Source organism: Streptomyces sp. NPDC006743 (assembly GCF_040703815.1).
In the GTDB taxonomy this organism is placed as follows: domain Bacteria; phylum Actinomycetota; class Actinomycetes; order Streptomycetales; family Streptomycetaceae; genus Streptomyces.
Genome location: NZ_JBEYJA010000024.1, coordinates 93,934 through 110,381 on the forward strand (window position 1 = coordinate 93,934; position 16,448 = coordinate 110,381).

A 16,448-nucleotide genomic window follows, 5' to 3' on the forward strand; every position below is an offset into this window, starting at 1 on the left:
AGGTTCCCGGGCGAAGCATTGAGGAGGTGAGCTATCTGCGCCTGCCGCACCTCAGCGGCGATCTGCTGTGCTTCGTGGCCGAGGACGACCTCTGGCTGGCACCGCTCGACGGAGCGGGCCGGGCCTGGCGGCTCACGGTGGACCGCACCAAGACCGGCCATCCGCGCTTCTCCCCCGACGGCCGCCACATCGCCTGCACCAGCTGGCGCAGCCTCGCGCCGGAGATCCACCTCGTCCCGGTGGACGGCGGACCGGGCCGCCAGCTGACGTACTGGGGCAGCTCCGACACGCAGGTGTGCGGCTGGACGCCGCCGGAGGAGGACGGACACAGCGAGATCCTCGCCGTCACCTCGCACGGCGAACCGTTCTCCTACTTCACCTGGGCCTACAAGGTCGCCACCGACGGCTCCCCGGGCCGCAAACTGCCCTGGGGGCCGGTCTCCGACCTCCAGGCCCGTGAGATCGACGGCGAACGCAGGAGCCTGCTGCTGACCGGCACCCCGCCGCACGAACCCGCCTCCTGGAAGCGCTACCGGGGCGGTGCCACGGGCCGGCTCTGGCTGCACGGGCAGCGGCTGCTCCCCGACATCGGCGGCCACCTGGCCTGCCCCATGTTCGTCGGCGACCGCATCGCCTTCCTGTCCGACCACGAGGGCGTGGGCAACCTGTACTCCTGCGCGTACGACGGCTCCGGCCTGCGCCGGCACACCGATCACGACGCCTTCTACGCCCGCCACGCCTCCAGTGACGGCGCCCGGGTGGTGTACCAGTGCGCGGGCGACCTGTGGATGGTGGACGACCTGTCCCCGGACTCTGTCCCGCGCCGGCTCGACGTCCGGCTCAGCGGGCCCCGCGCGGGCCGCCGCCGCTACCCGGTGCCCGCCGCCCAGAACCTGGACGGCCTCTCGGTCGACGAGACCGGACGGGCCAGCGCGGTCGTCGTCCGCGGCTCGCTGTACTGGCTCACCCACCGTGACGGCCCCGCGCGCACCCTCACCGACACCCCCGGGGTCCGCGTGCGCCTCCCGGAGATGCTCGGTGAGAGCGGCCGGATCGCCTACGTCACCGACGCCGACGGCGCCGACGCCGTCGAGATCGCGCACCTGCCCCGCGCCTCCGGCGCCCGCCCGCCGCGCCGGCTCGCCTCCGGTGCACTGGGCCGGGTGCTGGAGATGGTCTCCGACCCCGACGGCGAACGGCTCGCCCTGGCCTCGCACGACGGCCGGCTGCTGCTGCTCGACGTCCGGGAGGAGGACGGATCCGAGGAGGCGCCCGCGACGACGGCGGAGCAGACCGAACCGGCCCCCGGGGAAACTCCGGGAGAAACCACCCGGGAGGGCGGAACCACGGAGGGCGGACCGGCGGAGGCCGGGGCCCCGACGGCCGGGATCCCCGATGCCGGGACGCCAGAAGCCGGGACGCCAACGGCCCGGCCGGCGGACGGCGGGACGCCAACGGCCGGAACCCCGGACCCCGATGCCGGAACCCCGGGGACCGGCAGGGCGGGGGCGCCCGCGGGCGCCGACGGTCCCGCCGTCGTGGCCGGGCCGGTCACCGAACTCGTGCGGTCCGCCAACGGACCCGTGCGCGACCTGGCCTTCTCGCCGGACGGCGCCTGGCTGACCTGGTCCCATCCCGGGATCGGCCGGACGCTGCGGCAGATCAAGATGGCCCGGATCAAGGACCGGCTGGTCGTCGACGTCACCAACGGCCGTTTCGAGGACGAGAACCCGGTCTTCACCCGCGACGGCCGCTACCTGGCCTTCCTGTCCTGGCGCGGCTTCGACCCGGTGTACGACGTGCACACCGGCGACCTGTCCTTCCCGCTGGGCTGCAAGCCCTATCTGGTCCCGCTCTCCTCCGCGACCCCCTCCCCCTTCGCGCTCAACCCCGAGGGCCGGCCGGCCGCGGGCGGCCTGGACCCCGTGGAGGACGAGGAGGGCGGCGAGCCCGGCGCCGTCACCGTGGAGGTGGCGGGCCTGGAGAACCGGGTCACGCCGTTCCCGGTCATCGCCTCCAAGTACTCGGCGCTCGCCCCGGTCGCCGGCGGCGGCCTGGTCTGGCTGCGCTGGCCGATCTCCGGCGCGCTCGGGGAGACGTTCGCCAACCCGGACGACATGACGGGCCGGCCCACCCTGGAGTACTTCACCATCAGCAAGGCGAAGAAGTCCGAACTCGTCGGCCACCTCGACTGGTTCGCGGTCAGCGGCGACGGCACCCGGCTCGTCGTCGTCGACGAGGGCGACCTGCGCGCCGTCCCCTCCACCGAGCTGGGCGACAGCGACACCACCACCTGGATCGACGTACGCCGGATCATGCACGTCGTCGACCCGGGCGCGGAGTGGCGCCAGGCGTACGAGGAGGCGGGGCGGCTGATCCGCGCCTACTTCTGGGAGCCGCGGATGTGCGGCATCGACTGGGACGGTGTCCTCGCCCAGTACCGCCCCCTGGTCGAACGGGTCGCCTCGCCCGACGAGTTCGCCGACCTGCTGCGCGAGGTCCTCGGCGAACTGGGCACCTCCCACGCCTACGTCGCCGCCGCCCGCCGCAACGAGGGCCCCGCGCACTACCAGCGCTGGCAGGGGCTGCTCGGCGCCGACCTGGTGCGCCGCGACGCCGGCTGGGTGCTCCGGCGGATCCTGCCCGGCGACTCCTCCGACTCGCGCGCCCGCTCGCCGCTGGCCGGCACCGGCATCCGCGAGGGCTCCGTGCTGACCCATGTGGACGGCCGCCCGGTCGACCCGGTGACCGGTCCCTACCCGCTGCTGGCCGGGTCCGGCGGCACGACCGTGGAGCTGACCTTCGCGCCCGCCCAGGGCACGGGCCCCGCGCGGCGGGTCGCGCTCGTCCCGCTGATCGACGACCGGCCGCTGCGCTACCAGGACTGGGTGGCCAAACGCCGCGCCGTCACCCGCGAGTTGAGCAACGGCAAGTGCGGCTACCTGCACATCCCGGACCTGGGCGGCTCCGGCTGGGCGCAGTTCAACCGGGACGTGCGCATGGAGATGTCCCGGCCCGCGCTCATCGTCGACGTGCGCGGCAACGCGGGCGGCAACATCAGCGAACTGGTCATCGAGAAGCTGACCCGGACCATCCTGGGCTGGGACCTGACGCGGGACGCCGAGCCGGTGTCGTACACCTCCAACGCGCCGCGGGGCCCCATCGTGGCCCTCGCCGACGAGGCGACCTCCTCCGACGGCGACATGATCACCGCCGCCTTCAAACTGCTCGGGCTCGGGCCGGTGGTGGGCCAGCGCACCTGGGGCGGCGTGGTCGGCATGACCGGCAGGCACCGCCTCGGCGACGGCACGGTCATCACGGTGCCGATGAACGCGGCCTGGTTCGACGCCTACGGCTGGTCCGTGGAGAACCACGGCGTCACTCCCGACGTCGAGGCCCTGCGCACCCCCCTGGACTGGGCCGAGGGCCGGCACGTCGGGATGGACGACGCCATCGAACTGGCCCTGCGGCTCCTGGACTCCCACCCGGCCGCGACCCCGCCCGACTACGACGGCGTCCCCGACCTGGCCCGCCCGAAGCTGCCCCCGCGCCCCGGCTGACGTACCCCCCGGGCGGTCCGGTCGCCGGCATGGGGTGCCCCGGCACACAGGGCACCCCACGTCTCAGCAACGGCTTCCGGTGGCCCGTCGGCTACCGGTCGTAGTCCTCGTTGAGACGGTCCTCCATCTCGTCGTGCGCGTCCTCGATGCCCTGACGCCCACGCTCACCGCCCTGGCGGCCCTGCTCACGCTGCTGGCCCGCACGCTGGCCGGCCTTCTCGCGGCCCTCCTGCATGCGCTCCTTGCCCTGCTGCTTGCGCTGCTCGGACTGCTCCTGGAACTTGTCCTTCATACCCATGCTGTTTCACTCCCGTGTGAGGGGGATCCCCAAGTGGGTGAGGGGATCGGCCTCGACCAGATTCACACGGGCGGTGACCCTGTGCATGTCGATCAGTGACGGGTTGTGACCGAGGTCGACCGGTGCTGTTCGTCGGCCGCTCCGCCCGCCCCGACCAGCCCCGTCCGCATGCCCGTCAGCCGGTCCGCGAACCGCCGCATCTCCCGCTGCCCCACGGTCCCGATGACCCCGGGCAGGTACCCGCGCACCCCCTGCATCCCGCGCAGCCACCACTGCCCGTACACATGGCTGGAGCGCCGCTCGATGCCGTCCACGATCCGGTCCACGGCCGGACCCAGCGGATACGTCTTGTTCGACGGCCACGGCAGCCGCTGCCTCAACTCCCGCATGACGTCGTCCTGGTCGGCGCCGCGCACCATGTCGGTGTCGGTCCACGACAGGTAGGCCACGCCCACGCGCACACCCCGGTGGCCGACTTCGGCGCGCAGACTGTGCGCGTACGCCTCCACACCGGACTTGGAGGCGCAGTACGCCGTCATCATCGGCGCCGGGGTGATCGCGGCGAGCGAGGCGATCTGGAGCAGATACCCCCGGCTCTCGGTCAGCGCGGGCAGGAACGCCCGCCCGGTGACCGCCGATCCGACGAGGTTGACCTCGATCACGCGGCGCCAGGACTCCGGGTCGGAGTCGGCGAACGGACCGCCGGTCGCCACACCGGCGTTGGCGACCACGATGTCGACCCGGCCGAACCGTTCCCTCACCTCGGCCGCGACCCGGGCCATCGCCTCGTGGTCGGTGACATCGGCGTACCAGTGGGCGCTCTCGCCGTGCAGCCGCTCCGCGACCTGCTTGAGCGCGTCCGGTTCCAGTCCGACGAGCGCCACCTTCGCGCCGCGCGCGGACAGTTTGCGGGCGAGCAGTTCACCGACGCCCCGCGCGGCGCCCGTGACGACCGCGACCTGTCCCTCCAGGCTGACCTTGCTCATGCGCCCTCTCCGATCCGTGCGGCCTCGTTGTCGTTGTCGTTGTCGCCGTCGTGCCCGCGTGCGCGCAGGTGCCTGTCCACGAGGTCCCGGATCGTCGCGGTGACCTGCCCGGGCGCTTCCATGGGGGTCATGTGCCCGATGCCGGGCAGTTCGGTCAGGCCCGCGCACCGCGGCAGCGCGGCGGCCAGCGCCCGCGCGTGCACCGGTGGCGTCAGCCGGTCGGCCGTGCCCACGACGACCGCGGCCGGCACCCTCAACCGCCGTACGCCGTCGCCGAGATCGAGCCCGTCGAAGATCCGCGACCAGGCGTGGCGCACCCGGGCCGGGCAGGCGTGCACGATCCGCGCGCACGCCTCGGTCACGTGGGCCGCCGAACCGGGCCCGAGCGTCCCGTACTTGAGGATCCGCAGGGCGAGCGGCGTGACGGGACCGAGCGGGGCCCGGGAGCCGAGGATTCCCCGGGTCAGCCGGGTGCGCAGCCGGCCCGGCCGGATCGGGACGACGGTCGCCTCCTCGACCAGCCGTGAACTGCCGGTGCTGCACAGCACGACGGCGGCGGCGTGCTCCCGGAACCCGGGCCGGCCGGCCGCCGCCATGACCGTCATCCCGCCCATGGAGTGGCCCGCGACCACGGCCTTCTCACCGGGTGCGAGGGTGGCGGCGAGCACGGCCTCCAGATCGTCGGCGAGCGCCCGCGTGGTGCACACCGGGCTCGCCGGGCTGCGGCCGTGGCCGCGCTGGTCGTAGGTGACGACCCGGTGAGCGGTGGCGAGTTCGCGGATCTGGGCGGCCCAGAAGGCGGTGGAGCAGGTCCAGCCGTGAGCGAGGACGACCGCGGGGGCGCCCTCGGGCCCGTGCACCTCGACGTGCAGCCGGGCGCCGTCGGCGGAGACGACGGTGAGTTCGCGGTCGGGGGCGGGCGGGGCGTACGGATCGAAGGGGGCGCGCGTGGGACGGCTCACGCGTCCACCTCCGCGGGCCGGGGTGCGGCAGCCGCGGGGGCGGCCGCCGGCCGGGGCCGCCGGACGACCTCGTACTCCGCGAGGTCCACGCGCCGCGTGGCACGCCGGAACTCGGTGGTCGTGCCCGGCCAGACGGTGGTGTTGCGCCCGTGGGCGTCCAGGTACCAGCTCGTGCAGCCGCCGGTGTTCCACACGGTGCGCTTCATGCGCTCCTGCACCGTGCGGTTCCAGGCGTCCACGGCGCTCTGCCGGGCGTCCAGGGCGACCCTGCCTCCCCCGGTGCCTCGAGGGCCTGGGCGGCCCCCCAGGACGTCGAGCTGGCGCAGGTAGTCGGCCATGTAGTTCAGCTGGGACTCGATCATGAGGATCATCGAGGAGTTGCCGAGGCCGGTGTTGGGGCCGATGATCGTCATCCAGTTCGGGAAGCCGGCGGCGGTGGCGCCGCGCAGCGCGGCCATGCCGTCCTTCCAGGTCTCGGCGAGGGTGCGGCCGTCCGCCCCGACGACGCGCTCGGCGATCGGCATGTCCGTGACGTGGAAGCCGGTGCCGAAGATGATCGCGTCGGCCTCGGCCTCGGTGCCGTCGGCGGCGACCAGGGTGGAGCCGCGGATCTCGCTGAGGCCGCCGGCCACCACGTCCACGTTGTCCTGCGCGAGCGCCGGGTAGTACGTGCTGGACAGCAGGATCCGCTTGCAGCCGATGCGGTAGTCGGGGGTGAGCCGGGCGCGCAGCGCCGGGTCCTTGATGGAGCGGGCCATGTTGCGCTTGGCGATCTGCTCGACGAAGCCGAGTTCGTCGGGCCGTTTGGTGAAGGCCTGCACCTGGAGTTCGCGGATGCCCCACAGCAGTCCGCGGCGCAGCCGGGTGGTGACCGGCACCGCCCGGTGCACGGAGCGCTCCAGGCCGCTGATGGCGCGGTCGACGCGGGGCATCACCCAGGGCGGGGTGCGCTGGAAGAGGGTGAGGCGGGCCACCTCGGGCTGGATGGCGGGCACGATCTGGATGGCCGAGGCGCCGGTTCCGATCATGGCGACCCGCTTGCCCGTCAGGTCGTAGTCGTGGTCCCAGCGGGCGGAGTGGAAGACCTTGCCGGGGAAGCCGTCCAGGCCCGGGATGTCGGGGATCTTGGGGTCGGACAGCGGGCCGGTCGCGGAGACCACGACGTCGGCGGAGAGGTTCCCGCTGCTGGTCTCGATGTCCCAGCACAGCCGCTCGGTGTTCCAGGCCGCCTTCTGGACCTCGGAGCCGAAGCGCAGGTGCGGGCGCAGGCCGAAGGTGTCGGTGACGTGCTCCAGGTAGGCGCGGATGTGCCGCTGGCCGGAGAAGGTGCGCGGCCACAGGGGGTTCGGGGCGAAGGAGAAGGAGTAGAGGTGGGAGGGCACGTCGCAGGCGCACCCGGGGTAGCTGTTGTCCCGCCAGGTGCCGCCGACGCTGTCGGCGCGCTCCAGCACGACGAAGTCGGTGATCCCCTCCCGGCGCAGTCGCACCGCGGCGCCCAGTCCGCCGAACCCGGACCCGATCACCGCCACCCGCACGTGCTCGTACTCGTGCTCGGCCATTGAGCGCCCCTCCATGACTCGCCAGCAATTCCGCCAGTGAACACTGGCACAATCGGGAGGGTAGAGGAGAGACGTACCGATCGGTAGGGGTACGCCGACGAAAGTTACCGGCGGTACAACATAGGCTTCCGGTGTGGCAGAAGACGCTGGACGGCAGGACGGACAGGGCGGCGGCCCGCGCGAGTACCGCATGGAGGAACTGGCCCGGCTGGCCGGCATCACCGTGCGCACGCTGCGCTTCTACCGCGAGCGCAGGCTGATACCGCCGCCCCGCCGCGAGGGCCGGATCGCCTGGTACAACGACCACCACCTGTCCCGCCTGCGCACCATCTCGGCCCTCCTCGAACGCGGCCACACGCTCAGCGGCATCGCCGAACTCGCCGAGGCCTTCGACCACGGCCGTGACGTGGGCGACCTGCTGGGCCTGGGCGCCCCCACCGAGGAGATCCCGGTCCGCCTCACCCCGGAGGAACTCGCCGACCACTTCGCGGGCGAGGTCACCGCCGAGAACCTGGCCGCCGCCATGGAGCTGGGCTACCTCGGCACCGACGGCGACGAGATCGTCCACATCAGCCGCCGGCTGCTGGACGTCTCCGCAGCACTGGTCCGCGAGGGCATCCCGCTCGCCGAGGTGCTGGACGCCGGCCACCGCGTCCGCCGGCACGCCGAGGCGCTGGCCGCCCTGTTCACCGACCTGATCACCCGCCACGCCTCCGAGGAGGACCTCCAGCGGCTGCGCCCGCTGGCCAAGAGCGTGGTGGACGCGGAGCTGTCGATGGCGCTGGACCGGCGGCTGCGCAAGGAGCCGTAGGCCCGGCCGGCCGGACCACTCAGAGGTCGTAGACGACCGTCACGGGCGCGTGGTCCGACCAGCGCTCGGCGTGTGTGGCCGCGCGCTCCACGAAACCCTTGACGGCCCGGCCCGCGAGCCCGGGCGTGGCCACGTGGTAGTCGATGCGCCAGCCCGAGTCGTTGTCGAAGGCCCGCCCCCGGTAGGACCACCAGCTGTACGGCCCCTCGGTGTCCGGATGCAGGGCGCGCACGACGTCGGCGTACCCGCCGTCCGCCGCGTCCAGGACCCGGCTCAGCCACTCCCGCTCCTCGGGCAGGAAGCCGGAGTTCTTCTGGTTCGCGCGCCAGTTCTTCAGGTCGGCCTGCCGGTGGGCGATGTTCCAGTCGCCGCAGACCAGGACCTCGCGCCCGTCGGCGGCGGCGCGCTCGCGCAGCTCCTTCAGATAGGCGTGGAACTCGCCCATGAAGCGGAGCTTCTCGTCCTGCCGCTCGGTGCCGGCCTCGCCGGAGGGCAGGTAGAGGGAGGCGACCGTCACGCCCGGCAGGTCCGCCTCGACGTACCGTCCGCTGCCGTCGAACTCCGCCGACCCGAAGCCGACGCGGACCCGGTCCGGCTCCCGGCGGGTGTAGAGGGAGACACCGGCGCGGCCCTTGGCGGCGGCGGGCGCGTGCACGGTGTGCCAGCCGTCCGGCGTGCGCACGTGCTCGGGCAGCTGCTGCGGCTCGGCGCGCACCTCCTGGAGGCACAGCACGTCGGCGCCGGTCCCGGCGAGCCACTCGACGAAGCCCTTCCTGGCGGCGGCACGCAGTCCGTTGACGTTGACGGAGGTCACAGTGAGCACTCGCGCACCCTACCTGCACACTGGACGGGGTCCCGCAAGAGACCCGGTCCAGCCTCCCCGTCCACACTGCATTGACATACGGTACATAACATGCTTATTCGTCCGGTTGCCTTCGACCACCCCGACGCCGTCAAGCTCAACGACGAGGTCCAGGCCGAGTACCACGCGCGCTACGGCGACGGCGGCGACGCCACCCACCTCGACCCGGCCGACTTCCGGCCGCCGAACGGGGTGTACCTCATCGCCTACGACGAGGACGGCACCCCCGTCGCCACGGGCGGCTGGCGCAGCCAGGACAAGAACGAGGAGGGCAACGAGGACGGCGACGCCGAACTGAAGCGGATGTTCGTCATCGAACCGATGCGCGGCCGGGGCCTGGCCCGCCGCGTCCTCGCCGCCCTGGAGGACGACGCCCGCGCCGCCGGCCGCGTCCGCATGGTCCTGGAGACCGGCGACCAGCAGCCGGAGGCCATCGCCCTGTACACCTCCAGCGGCTACGAGCCGTGCGCCAAGTTCGGCTACTACCGGGAGTACCAGTCGAGCCTGTGCTACGCCAAGCCCCTGCGGTGACGGCGGGGCACCCCGGCGGGAGGGAGCCGCGCCGCTTCCCTCCCGCCACGCCCTGGAGGGATCTCCGGATCTCCGGTTTCTCCGGACCTTCGGGCCGCCGGAGCAACGGATCAGCGGCTCATCTACTGCGGGACCAGCCCCGGAAACGACGAGATCCCAATCCGACGGTGACCGTCTGATCGGGATCTCGTGCTGCGTGGACCTGAGGGGATTTGAACCCCTGGCCCCCTCGATGCGAACGAGGTGCGCTACCGGACTGCGCCACAGGCCCTTGCAACGAGTGAAACTCTAGCATCCTCATCCGGGTGGTTGGAAATCCGTTCCCGGGCTGGTCAGCGGCGGCGGCCCCGCACGGCGTCTGAGGCGGTGTCACCCCGCGCCGGACCGCCCGGCTCGCGGGCTGCTACTCGTTGGCCGCGCGCGGCCGGCCGCCGTCCTCGTACTGGTCGAAGAGCGGAGTACGGCCCCGCTCGCGGGACCGGCGGGCCGAGGCGGCGCGGCGGGCGTCGCTGCGGCCGTCGGCGGCGGGACGGTCCTCCGCGTCCGCCGCGTCCGCCGCGGGAGCCTGCGGCTCCTCGGCCGCCGGGGCGGCCTCCTGCTCGGGCACGGCGGCGGACGAACGCGCCGAACTCCAGGTGTCCGGAGCGCCCAGGTCCACGTCGGAGGTGGCCCGCGGGGCGACCGGCGCGGTCACGTACGTCGGCAGCGGCACGGGCACCGGGTCCCAGCTGTCCCCGCGGCCGGGGCGCCGCCGGCGCTCGCGCTGCTGCTGGTCCAGCCACTCCGCGTGGTCCGTCTGCTCCACCAGGGCGCGCCGGTCCGCGGCGAGCGCCGACAGGCCGGGGTCCGTCTCCGGCTCGGGGCCCGCGTCGGGCTCCTCCGTGTCCGCCGCCCCGGCCCCGCCCAGGGCCGCGCGACGGCGCGGCTGGCGGCGGCTCTCCCGAAGCCGCTGCGCCGCGGCCTCGGCGCGGCGGCGGTCCATCTGGTAGGCGAAGCGGCGCCGCTCCTGGGTGCGCAGATAGGCGATGTACGCGCTGAGCAGCACGGCGGGCACGGCGGGCGCCCACAGGAAGGCGAGCCCGCCGACGGCGGCGACGATCGCGCCCAGGGTGAAGGCGAGGAAGAGCACGACGGTGGTGCGCCTGCGGCGCGCGAGCACCTTCGAGCGCCGTGCGCGTGCTGCCGCCGCCTCCGCGCCGGGCGCGCGCCGGGCCGCGGGGATCCGCCCCCGCGCGGGGGCGGCCTCGTCCGTCCGGGCGGCCTCCGGCTCGGGGCCGGGTTCCGGCGCGGACTGCGCCGCCGGTGCCGTCGTCCGCGCCGCGGGCGCCGGCGATGCCGCGGGGCGGGCGGTCCGCCCGGCCTCGGCTCCGGGCGCGGGAGCCTGCGCACGGTCCGGGGGCAGGGCGAAGGACCGGACGTCCACCGAGTCGGTGACGACGTCCGGTTCCACGGCGCTGGACTCCCCCGCGTCGGCGGAGCGCGCCCGGAGGTCCCTGGCGTAACGGCGTTCCATGCCCGCCCGTCCGGACAGCAGCCGGATGGCGGTGCTGAAGCGTTCCGTCGGACGGGCCTCGTTCAGCTCGTCCTGCCTACGGAGCCACATCGGCACCAAGTAGGCGGCCCAGGCCCCGACAATGACTGCGTAGATGAGGCCGCTGCTGCTCACGCCTCACACCGTAGAGGGGTTCACGTGAGGCCATCGGCCAATTGGGCCGGTGTGTCGCACGATCTGGCTGATATTTCGAACTTTTTTTGCGACCGATGCGATCAGCGGACCATCAAGCCGGGGAATTCCCCGGCACGAGGCGATCGAAGAGTGATCAGTTCCGGAATAAATTCGAACACTTATTCAATTACCGCTGTTCGCTCGCCGGGATGCGGCAGGAACGAGGCGGCGGCGGGAGCCAGGGCGCGCAGGGGGCGGGGTGCGGCGCCGACGGGTGGGGCAGGGACCGGGCAGGAGGAGGGTCAGGCCGGATTTCCCTTGGGGGTGCGGTCGGCGCGGGTGCGCCGCCAGCGGCTCAGCAGCCCCTCGGGCACCTCTTCCGCGGTCAGCGCGAAGACCAGGTGATCGCGCCAGGCCCCGTCGATGTGCAGATATCGCGGCCGCAGCCCCTCCTCGCGGAATCCGAGTTTCTCCACGACCCGGCGGCTCGGGCCGTTCTCGGGGCGAATGCAGACCTCCAGGCGGTGCAGGCCCACGGTGCGGAAACAGTGGTCCACGACGAGCGCCACGGCCGTCGGCATCACCCCGCGGCCCGCCACCGCCTCGTCCACCCAGTAGCCGACGTGCCCCGAGCACATCGAACCCCAGGTGATCCCGGCCACCGTCAACTGCCCCACCAGCCGCCCCTGGTACTCGATGACGAACGGCAGCATCCGGCCCGCCCTGGCCTCCGCGCGCAGGTGCCGCACCATCTGGCGGTAGGTCGGCCGGTGGGTGACCGGGCCGCTGGGCGTGGGCGGCGGGATGGTCGCCTCCCAGGGCCTGAGCCAGTTCCGGTTGCGCCGGTTCACCTCGCGCCAGAGCCGCTGGTCGCGCAGCTTTATCGGCCGCAGGACGACGTCGCCCTCCGCGAGCACCACGGGCCAGGAGGCGGTGTTCAGCTCGCACCCCCGGGGCCTGCCGCGGCTCTGGGATGGTCACCGCCGCGCAGCTGGTCAACGGCGTGCGTCAACAGGGGCTCCAGGACCGCCAGTCCGTCCTTCACCCCGCCGGTGGAGCCCGGCAGGTTGACGATCAGGGTGCGGCCGGCCACCCCGGCCAGTCCCCGCGACAGCACCGCGGTCGCCACCTTCTCCCGGCCGTACGCCCGGATGGCCTCCGCGATGCCCGGCACCTCGTGGTCGATCACCTCACGGGTGGCCTCGGGGGTGCGGTCGGTGGGCGAGATGCCGGTGCCGCCGGTGGTGACCACGACGTCGTACCCGGCCTCGACGGCGGCGCGCAGCGCGGCCCGGACCGGGTCGCCGTCGGGGACGACCCGCGGCCCGTCGACGGCGAAACCGAACCGCTCCAGGCCGTCGGCGATCAGCGGGCCGCCCCTGTCCTCGTAGACCCCGGCGGCGGCCCGGTTGGAGGCGGTGACCACGAGCGCGCGGTACGGCGCGGACGGGGCGCCGCCGGCCGGCGCCTCGGAGGTCATGCCCGGCTCCAGTCGCCGGACTTGCCGCCCGTCTTCTCCTCGACCCTGACGTCCGTGATGACCGCCCCCTTGTCGACAGCCTTGACCATGTCGATCACGGTGAGCGCGGCGACGGAGACCGCGGTGAGCGCCTCCATCTCCACGCCCGTGCGGTCCGTCGTCTTCACGGTCGCCGTGATCTCCACGGCGTCGTCCGCGACCGACAGGTCCAGTTTCACACCCGACACCGACAACGGGTGGCACAGCGGGACGAGGTCCGGGGTGCGCTTGGCGCCCATGATCCCGGCGATCCGCGCGGTGGCGAGGGCGTCACCCTTGGGCACTCCCTCGCCGCGCAGCAGCTCCACCACGCGGGGCGAGACGAGGACGCGGCCACTGGCGCGGGCGGTGCGCGCGGTCACGTCCTTGCCGGACACGTCGACCATCCGGGCGGCGCCCGCCTCGTCGATGTGGGTCAGCCGGTCCTGCGCGCTGTCCTGCGGGTGCCGCGGGTGCTGCGCGTCCTGCACTCGGTCCTGCACGGGTCCGGGGGTCTCCCCCCGGGAAGGTGTGGTCATGCTCTGTGGCGCTCCCGGTCCGGGCCCGGCGCGGTGCGGCGTGCGGGCCTGCTGTGCGCGACACGCTACCGCCAACCGGGGGCGGTCAGCCGAGCAGGACCACCTCGACCTCGGTGCCGGGCTCGACGGACTCGGTGTCCTCGGGGACGACGATCAGGGCGTCGGCCTGCGCGAGCGCCGCGATCAGATGCGAACCGGTGCCGCCGACGGGGGTCACCTCGCCGTCGGCGTACGTCCCGCGCAGGAACTGCCTGCGGCCGCGCGGCGACGTCAGCGCCTTGTCCGCCGCCAGCTTCGCGCGGGCCGTCGGCCGGTGCACGTCCGCCAGGCCCATGAGGGTGCGGATCGCCGGGCGGACGAACAGCTCGAAGGAGACGTAGGAGGAGACCGGGTTGCCGGGCAGCGCCAGCAGCGGGACGTGGTCGGGGCCGACGGTGCCGAAGCCCTGGGGCTTGCCGGGCTGCATGGCCAGCTTGCGGAACTCCACCCCGCCCCCCGGCTCGTCCTCGTCCCCTACGTGCGACAGAGCCTCCTTGACCACGTCGTACGCGCCGACGCTCACCCCGCCGGTGGTGACCATCAGGTCGGCGCGGACCAGTTGGTCCTCGATGGTGGAGCGCAGGGTGTCGGCGTCGTCGGCGACGGCGCCCACCCGGTAGCCGATGGCGCCGGCGTCCCGGGCCGCGGCGGTCAGCGCGAAGCTGTTGGAGTCGTGGATCTGGCCGCCGGCCAGCTGCTCGCCGGGCTGGACGAGTTCACTGCCGGTGGAGAGCACCACCACGCGCGGGCGCGGGCGCACCCGCACCGTGCCGCGGCCGATCGCGGCGAGCAGCCCGATCTGCGGCGGCCCGAGGACCGTACCGGCCTTCAGGGCGCACTCGCCCGCCCGCACGTCGCTGCCCCGCTCGCGCACGTGCGCGCGTGCCTGCGCGGGCCGGTACACGCGCACCTGTCCGGCGGCGCCCTCCGGCGCCAGGCTGCGGGCGCGCATCCCGCTCACCGGTCCCTCACCGAGCCCGCCGTCGGTCCACTCCACGGGGACGACGGTCTCGGCGCCGGGCGGCAGCGGGGCGCCGGTCATGATCCGGGCGGCCTGGCCGGGGCCGACCCGCACCGGGTCGGCCGCGCCCGCGGCGACGTCCCCGACGACCTCCAGGGCGGCCGGGAACTCCTCGCTCGCGCCGGCGACGTCCGCGACCCGGACCGCGTACCCGTCCATGGAGCTGTTGTCGAAGGGGGGCAGCGACAGCGGCACCATGACGTCCTCGACGAGGACGCACCCCTGGGCGTCGAGCAGTTGCAGCTCGATGGGTTCGAGCGGGCGGACGGTGGTGAGGACGTCCTCCAGGTGCTCGTCCACCGACCACAGGCGGTCCGGGTCTGCGTTGTGGTGCGCGGCGCTGCTCAACGTCGTTACATCTCCTCGGCTACGTACCGCTGAAGCCAGGTCCTGAAGTCGGGGCCCAGGTCCTCACGTTCGCACGCGAGTCTGACAATGGCACGGAGGTAGTCGCCGCGGTCGCCGGTGTCATAGCGGCGGCCCTTGAAGACCACGCCGTGCACCGGGCCGCCGGCGGTCTCCTCCTGGGCGAGGCGCTGCAGGGCGTCGGTGAGCTGGATCTCGCCGCCGCGGCCGGGCTCCGTCTTGCGCAGTATCTCGAAGATGTGCGGGTCGAGGACGTAGCGGCCGATGATCGCGTAGTTGGACGGGGCGTCGGCCGGCTCGGGCTTCTCCACCAGGCCGGTCACCTGGACGACGTCGCTGTCGCCGGTGGCCTCGACGGCGGCGCACCCGTAGAGGTGGATCTGCTCGGGCGCGACCTCCATGAGGGCGACGACGCTGCCGCCGTACTGCGCCTGGACCTCGATCATCCGCCGCAGCAGCGGGTCGCGGGGGTCGATCAGGTCGTCACCGAGCAGCACCGCGAAGGGCTCCTCGCCCACGTGCGGTGCCGCGCAGAGCACCGCGTGCCCCAGGCCCTTCGGGTCGCCCTGGCGGACGTAGTGGATCATCGCCAGGTCGCTGGACTCCTGCACCTTGGAGAGCCGTTCGGTGTCGCCCTTCTTCTCCAGGGCCGACTCCAGCTCGTAGTTGCGGTCGAAGTGGTCCTCCAGCGGGCGCTTGTTGCGGCCCGTCACCATGAGGACGTCGTCGAGGCCGGCGGCGACGGCCTCCTCGACCACGTACTGGATCGCCGGCTTGTCCACGACCGGCAGCATCTCCTTGGGAGTGGCCTTGGTGGCCGGCAGGAACCGGGTGCCGAGGCCTGCCGCGGGAATGACAGCCTTGCTGATCCTGGGGTGCGCGTGACTCATGGCGGCCACCTTAACCGCTGCGTTTGTGGGGTTCCGCGCCTCCGGTTCATTAGATCGCATATGAGCACATTTACTGTTCGAGGAAGGGCACGGGAGCGACCTTGAGTCACATCGGACGGCCGGCGGGGCCGGGCAAGCAGAACCTGCGGCGGGAGGTCCTCGCCGCGCGCGACCTGCTGACCGTGGACGACGTGCGGGAGGCCGCCGACGCGCTGGCCCGGCACGCGCTGGAGCTGCCCGAGCTGGCGGGGGCGCGCACGGTGGCCGCGTACGTCTCCGTGGGCGCCGAGCCGGGCACCCTCGCGCTGCTCGACGCGCTGCGCGCGCGGGGTGCCCGGGTCCTGCTGCCCGTACTGCTGCCGGACAACGACCTGGACTGGGGCGCCTACGCCGGTGAGGGCTCCCTCGCGCGCGTGCGGCACGGCGGGCGGATGGCGCTGTTCGAACCGGTCGGCCCGCGGCTCGGCCCGGACGCCGTGACGGCCGCCGACGTCGTCCTGCTGCCCGGCCTGGCCGCCGACGCGCGCGGAATGCGGCTGGGGCGCGGCGGCGGTTCCTACGACCGCGTCCTGGCGCGTCTGGAGCGGGCGGACGCGCACCCCGCGCTCGTCGTCCTGCTCTATGACCGCGAGGTCGTCGAGCACGTCCCGGCCGAACCGCACGACCGGCCGGTGCAGGCGGTGGTCACGCCGTCGGCGGTCCGGCGCTTCACCTGACCGCCCGCCTGTCCCCGAAGGAGGGTCCGGGTACGGCGACGGCCCTCCACGCGCGCGGGGGGGGGCGGGCGCGGGTGGGGGGGCGGGGCGGCGGGGAGCGGCGGCCCGCGTGTGAAACACCCTGTGGCGCGGGGGGTTTGGGAC

The 16,448-nt window shown here is 73.7% G+C and carries 15 protein-coding genes and 1 tRNA gene; 4 read left to right on the top strand and 12 right to left on the bottom strand.

Features of this window, described 5'->3' with window-relative positions:
- Positions 1-26 precede the first annotated feature (26 nt).
- Positions 27-3,560, top strand: a complete 3,534-nt coding sequence (locus tag ABZ719_RS20885) for a S41 family peptidase (protein WP_366726670.1) — start codon at positions 27-29, stop codon at positions 3,558-3,560.
- A 91-nt stretch (positions 3,561-3,651) separates the two neighbouring features.
- On the opposite strand, the gene ABZ719_RS20890 is transcribed toward ABZ719_RS20885, so the two are convergent.
- The 4 genes from ABZ719_RS20890 to ABZ719_RS20905 form a co-directional block, all read right to left on the bottom strand.
- Positions 3,652-3,858 carry a hypothetical protein gene (locus ABZ719_RS20890; RefSeq protein ID WP_366726671.1) on the bottom strand — a complete coding sequence of 69 codons (207 nt, stop codon included), beginning with the start codon at positions 3,856-3,858 and terminating at the stop codon, positions 3,652-3,654.
- 92 nt (positions 3,859-3,950) lie between these two features.
- Positions 3,951-4,844, bottom strand: coding sequence for an SDR family oxidoreductase (locus tag ABZ719_RS20895; protein ID WP_366726672.1), 894 nt, complete (start codon positions 4,842-4,844; stop codon positions 3,951-3,953).
- On the bottom strand, positions 4,841-5,806 hold the full coding sequence (locus tag ABZ719_RS20900) for an alpha/beta hydrolase (protein WP_366726673.1): 966 nt from the start codon (positions 5,804-5,806) through the stop codon (positions 4,841-4,843). Before ABZ719_RS20900 ends, ABZ719_RS20895 begins: the two co-directional genes overlap by 4 nt.
- Positions 5,803-7,365, bottom strand: coding sequence for an NAD(P)/FAD-dependent oxidoreductase (locus ABZ719_RS20905; RefSeq protein WP_366726674.1), 1,563 nt, complete (start codon positions 7,363-7,365; stop codon positions 5,803-5,805). Before ABZ719_RS20905 ends, ABZ719_RS20900 begins: the two co-directional genes overlap by 4 nt.
- Positions 7,366-7,555: 190 nt before the next feature.
- On the opposite strand from ABZ719_RS20905, the gene ABZ719_RS20910 reads away from it, so the two are divergent.
- On the top strand, positions 7,556-8,176 hold the full coding sequence (locus ABZ719_RS20910; RefSeq protein WP_366726685.1) for a MerR family transcriptional regulator: 621 nt from the start codon (positions 7,556-7,558) through the stop codon (positions 8,174-8,176).
- A gap of 19 nt (positions 8,177-8,195) precedes the next feature.
- Here ABZ719_RS20910 and ABZ719_RS20915 read toward each other — a convergent pair whose 3' ends face one another.
- Positions 8,196-8,999, bottom strand: a complete 804-nt coding sequence (locus ABZ719_RS20915; protein WP_366726675.1) for an exodeoxyribonuclease III — start codon at positions 8,997-8,999, stop codon at positions 8,196-8,198.
- 90 nt (positions 9,000-9,089) lie between these two features.
- Here ABZ719_RS20915 and ABZ719_RS20920 point away from each other — a divergent pair, with 90 nt between their 5' ends.
- Entirely contained in the window at positions 9,090-9,569 is a 480-nt protein-coding gene (locus ABZ719_RS20920; RefSeq protein ID WP_366726676.1) for a GNAT family N-acetyltransferase, read from the top strand.
- Positions 9,570-9,766: 197 nt separating this feature from the next.
- On the opposite strand, the gene ABZ719_RS20925 is transcribed toward ABZ719_RS20920, so the two are convergent.
- The 7 genes from ABZ719_RS20925 to galU all read right to left on the bottom strand — a co-directional run bounded on the left by ABZ719_RS20925 (position 9,767) and on the right by galU (position 15,588).
- Positions 9,767-9,840: transfer RNA gene (locus ABZ719_RS20925), tRNA-Ala, on the bottom strand.
- Positions 9,841-9,972: 132 nt separating this feature from the next.
- On the bottom strand, positions 9,973-11,235 hold the full coding sequence (gene glpR / locus ABZ719_RS20930; protein WP_366726677.1) for a gephyrin-like molybdotransferase receptor GlpR: 1,263 nt from the start codon (positions 11,233-11,235) through the stop codon (positions 9,973-9,975).
- Between the two features lie 302 nt (positions 11,236-11,537).
- A complete protein-coding gene (locus ABZ719_RS20935; protein ID WP_366726686.1) occupies positions 11,538-12,152 on the bottom strand; it encodes a GNAT family protein in 615 nt (204 codons plus the stop codon).
- Positions 12,153-12,172: 20 nt separating this feature from the next.
- Positions 12,173-12,715 carry a MogA/MoaB family molybdenum cofactor biosynthesis protein gene (locus ABZ719_RS20940; RefSeq protein ID WP_366726678.1) on the bottom strand — a complete coding sequence of 181 codons (543 nt, stop codon included), beginning with the start codon at positions 12,713-12,715 and terminating at the stop codon, positions 12,173-12,175.
- The gene (gene moaC / locus ABZ719_RS20945; protein WP_366726679.1) at positions 12,712-13,272 is read right to left on the bottom strand and encodes a cyclic pyranopterin monophosphate synthase MoaC; all 561 of its coding nucleotides are present in this window, start codon (positions 13,270-13,272) and stop codon (positions 12,712-12,714) included. Before moaC ends, ABZ719_RS20940 begins: the two co-directional genes overlap by 4 nt.
- A gap of 85 nt (positions 13,273-13,357) precedes the next feature.
- The gene (glp, locus tag ABZ719_RS20950) at positions 13,358-14,680 is read right to left on the bottom strand and encodes a gephyrin-like molybdotransferase Glp (protein ID WP_366726680.1); all 1,323 of its coding nucleotides are present in this window, start codon (positions 14,678-14,680) and stop codon (positions 13,358-13,360) included.
- A gap of 5 nt (positions 14,681-14,685) precedes the next feature.
- Positions 14,686-15,588, bottom strand: coding sequence for a UTP--glucose-1-phosphate uridylyltransferase GalU (gene galU, locus ABZ719_RS20955; protein WP_366726681.1), 903 nt, complete (start codon positions 15,586-15,588; stop codon positions 14,686-14,688).
- Positions 15,589-15,689: 101 nt separating this feature from the next.
- Here galU and ABZ719_RS20960 point away from each other — a divergent pair, with 101 nt between their 5' ends.
- Entirely contained in the window at positions 15,690-16,304 is a 615-nt protein-coding gene (locus tag ABZ719_RS20960) for a 5-formyltetrahydrofolate cyclo-ligase (protein ID WP_366726682.1), read from the top strand.
- The last annotated feature ends 144 nt before the right edge of the window (positions 16,305-16,448 follow it).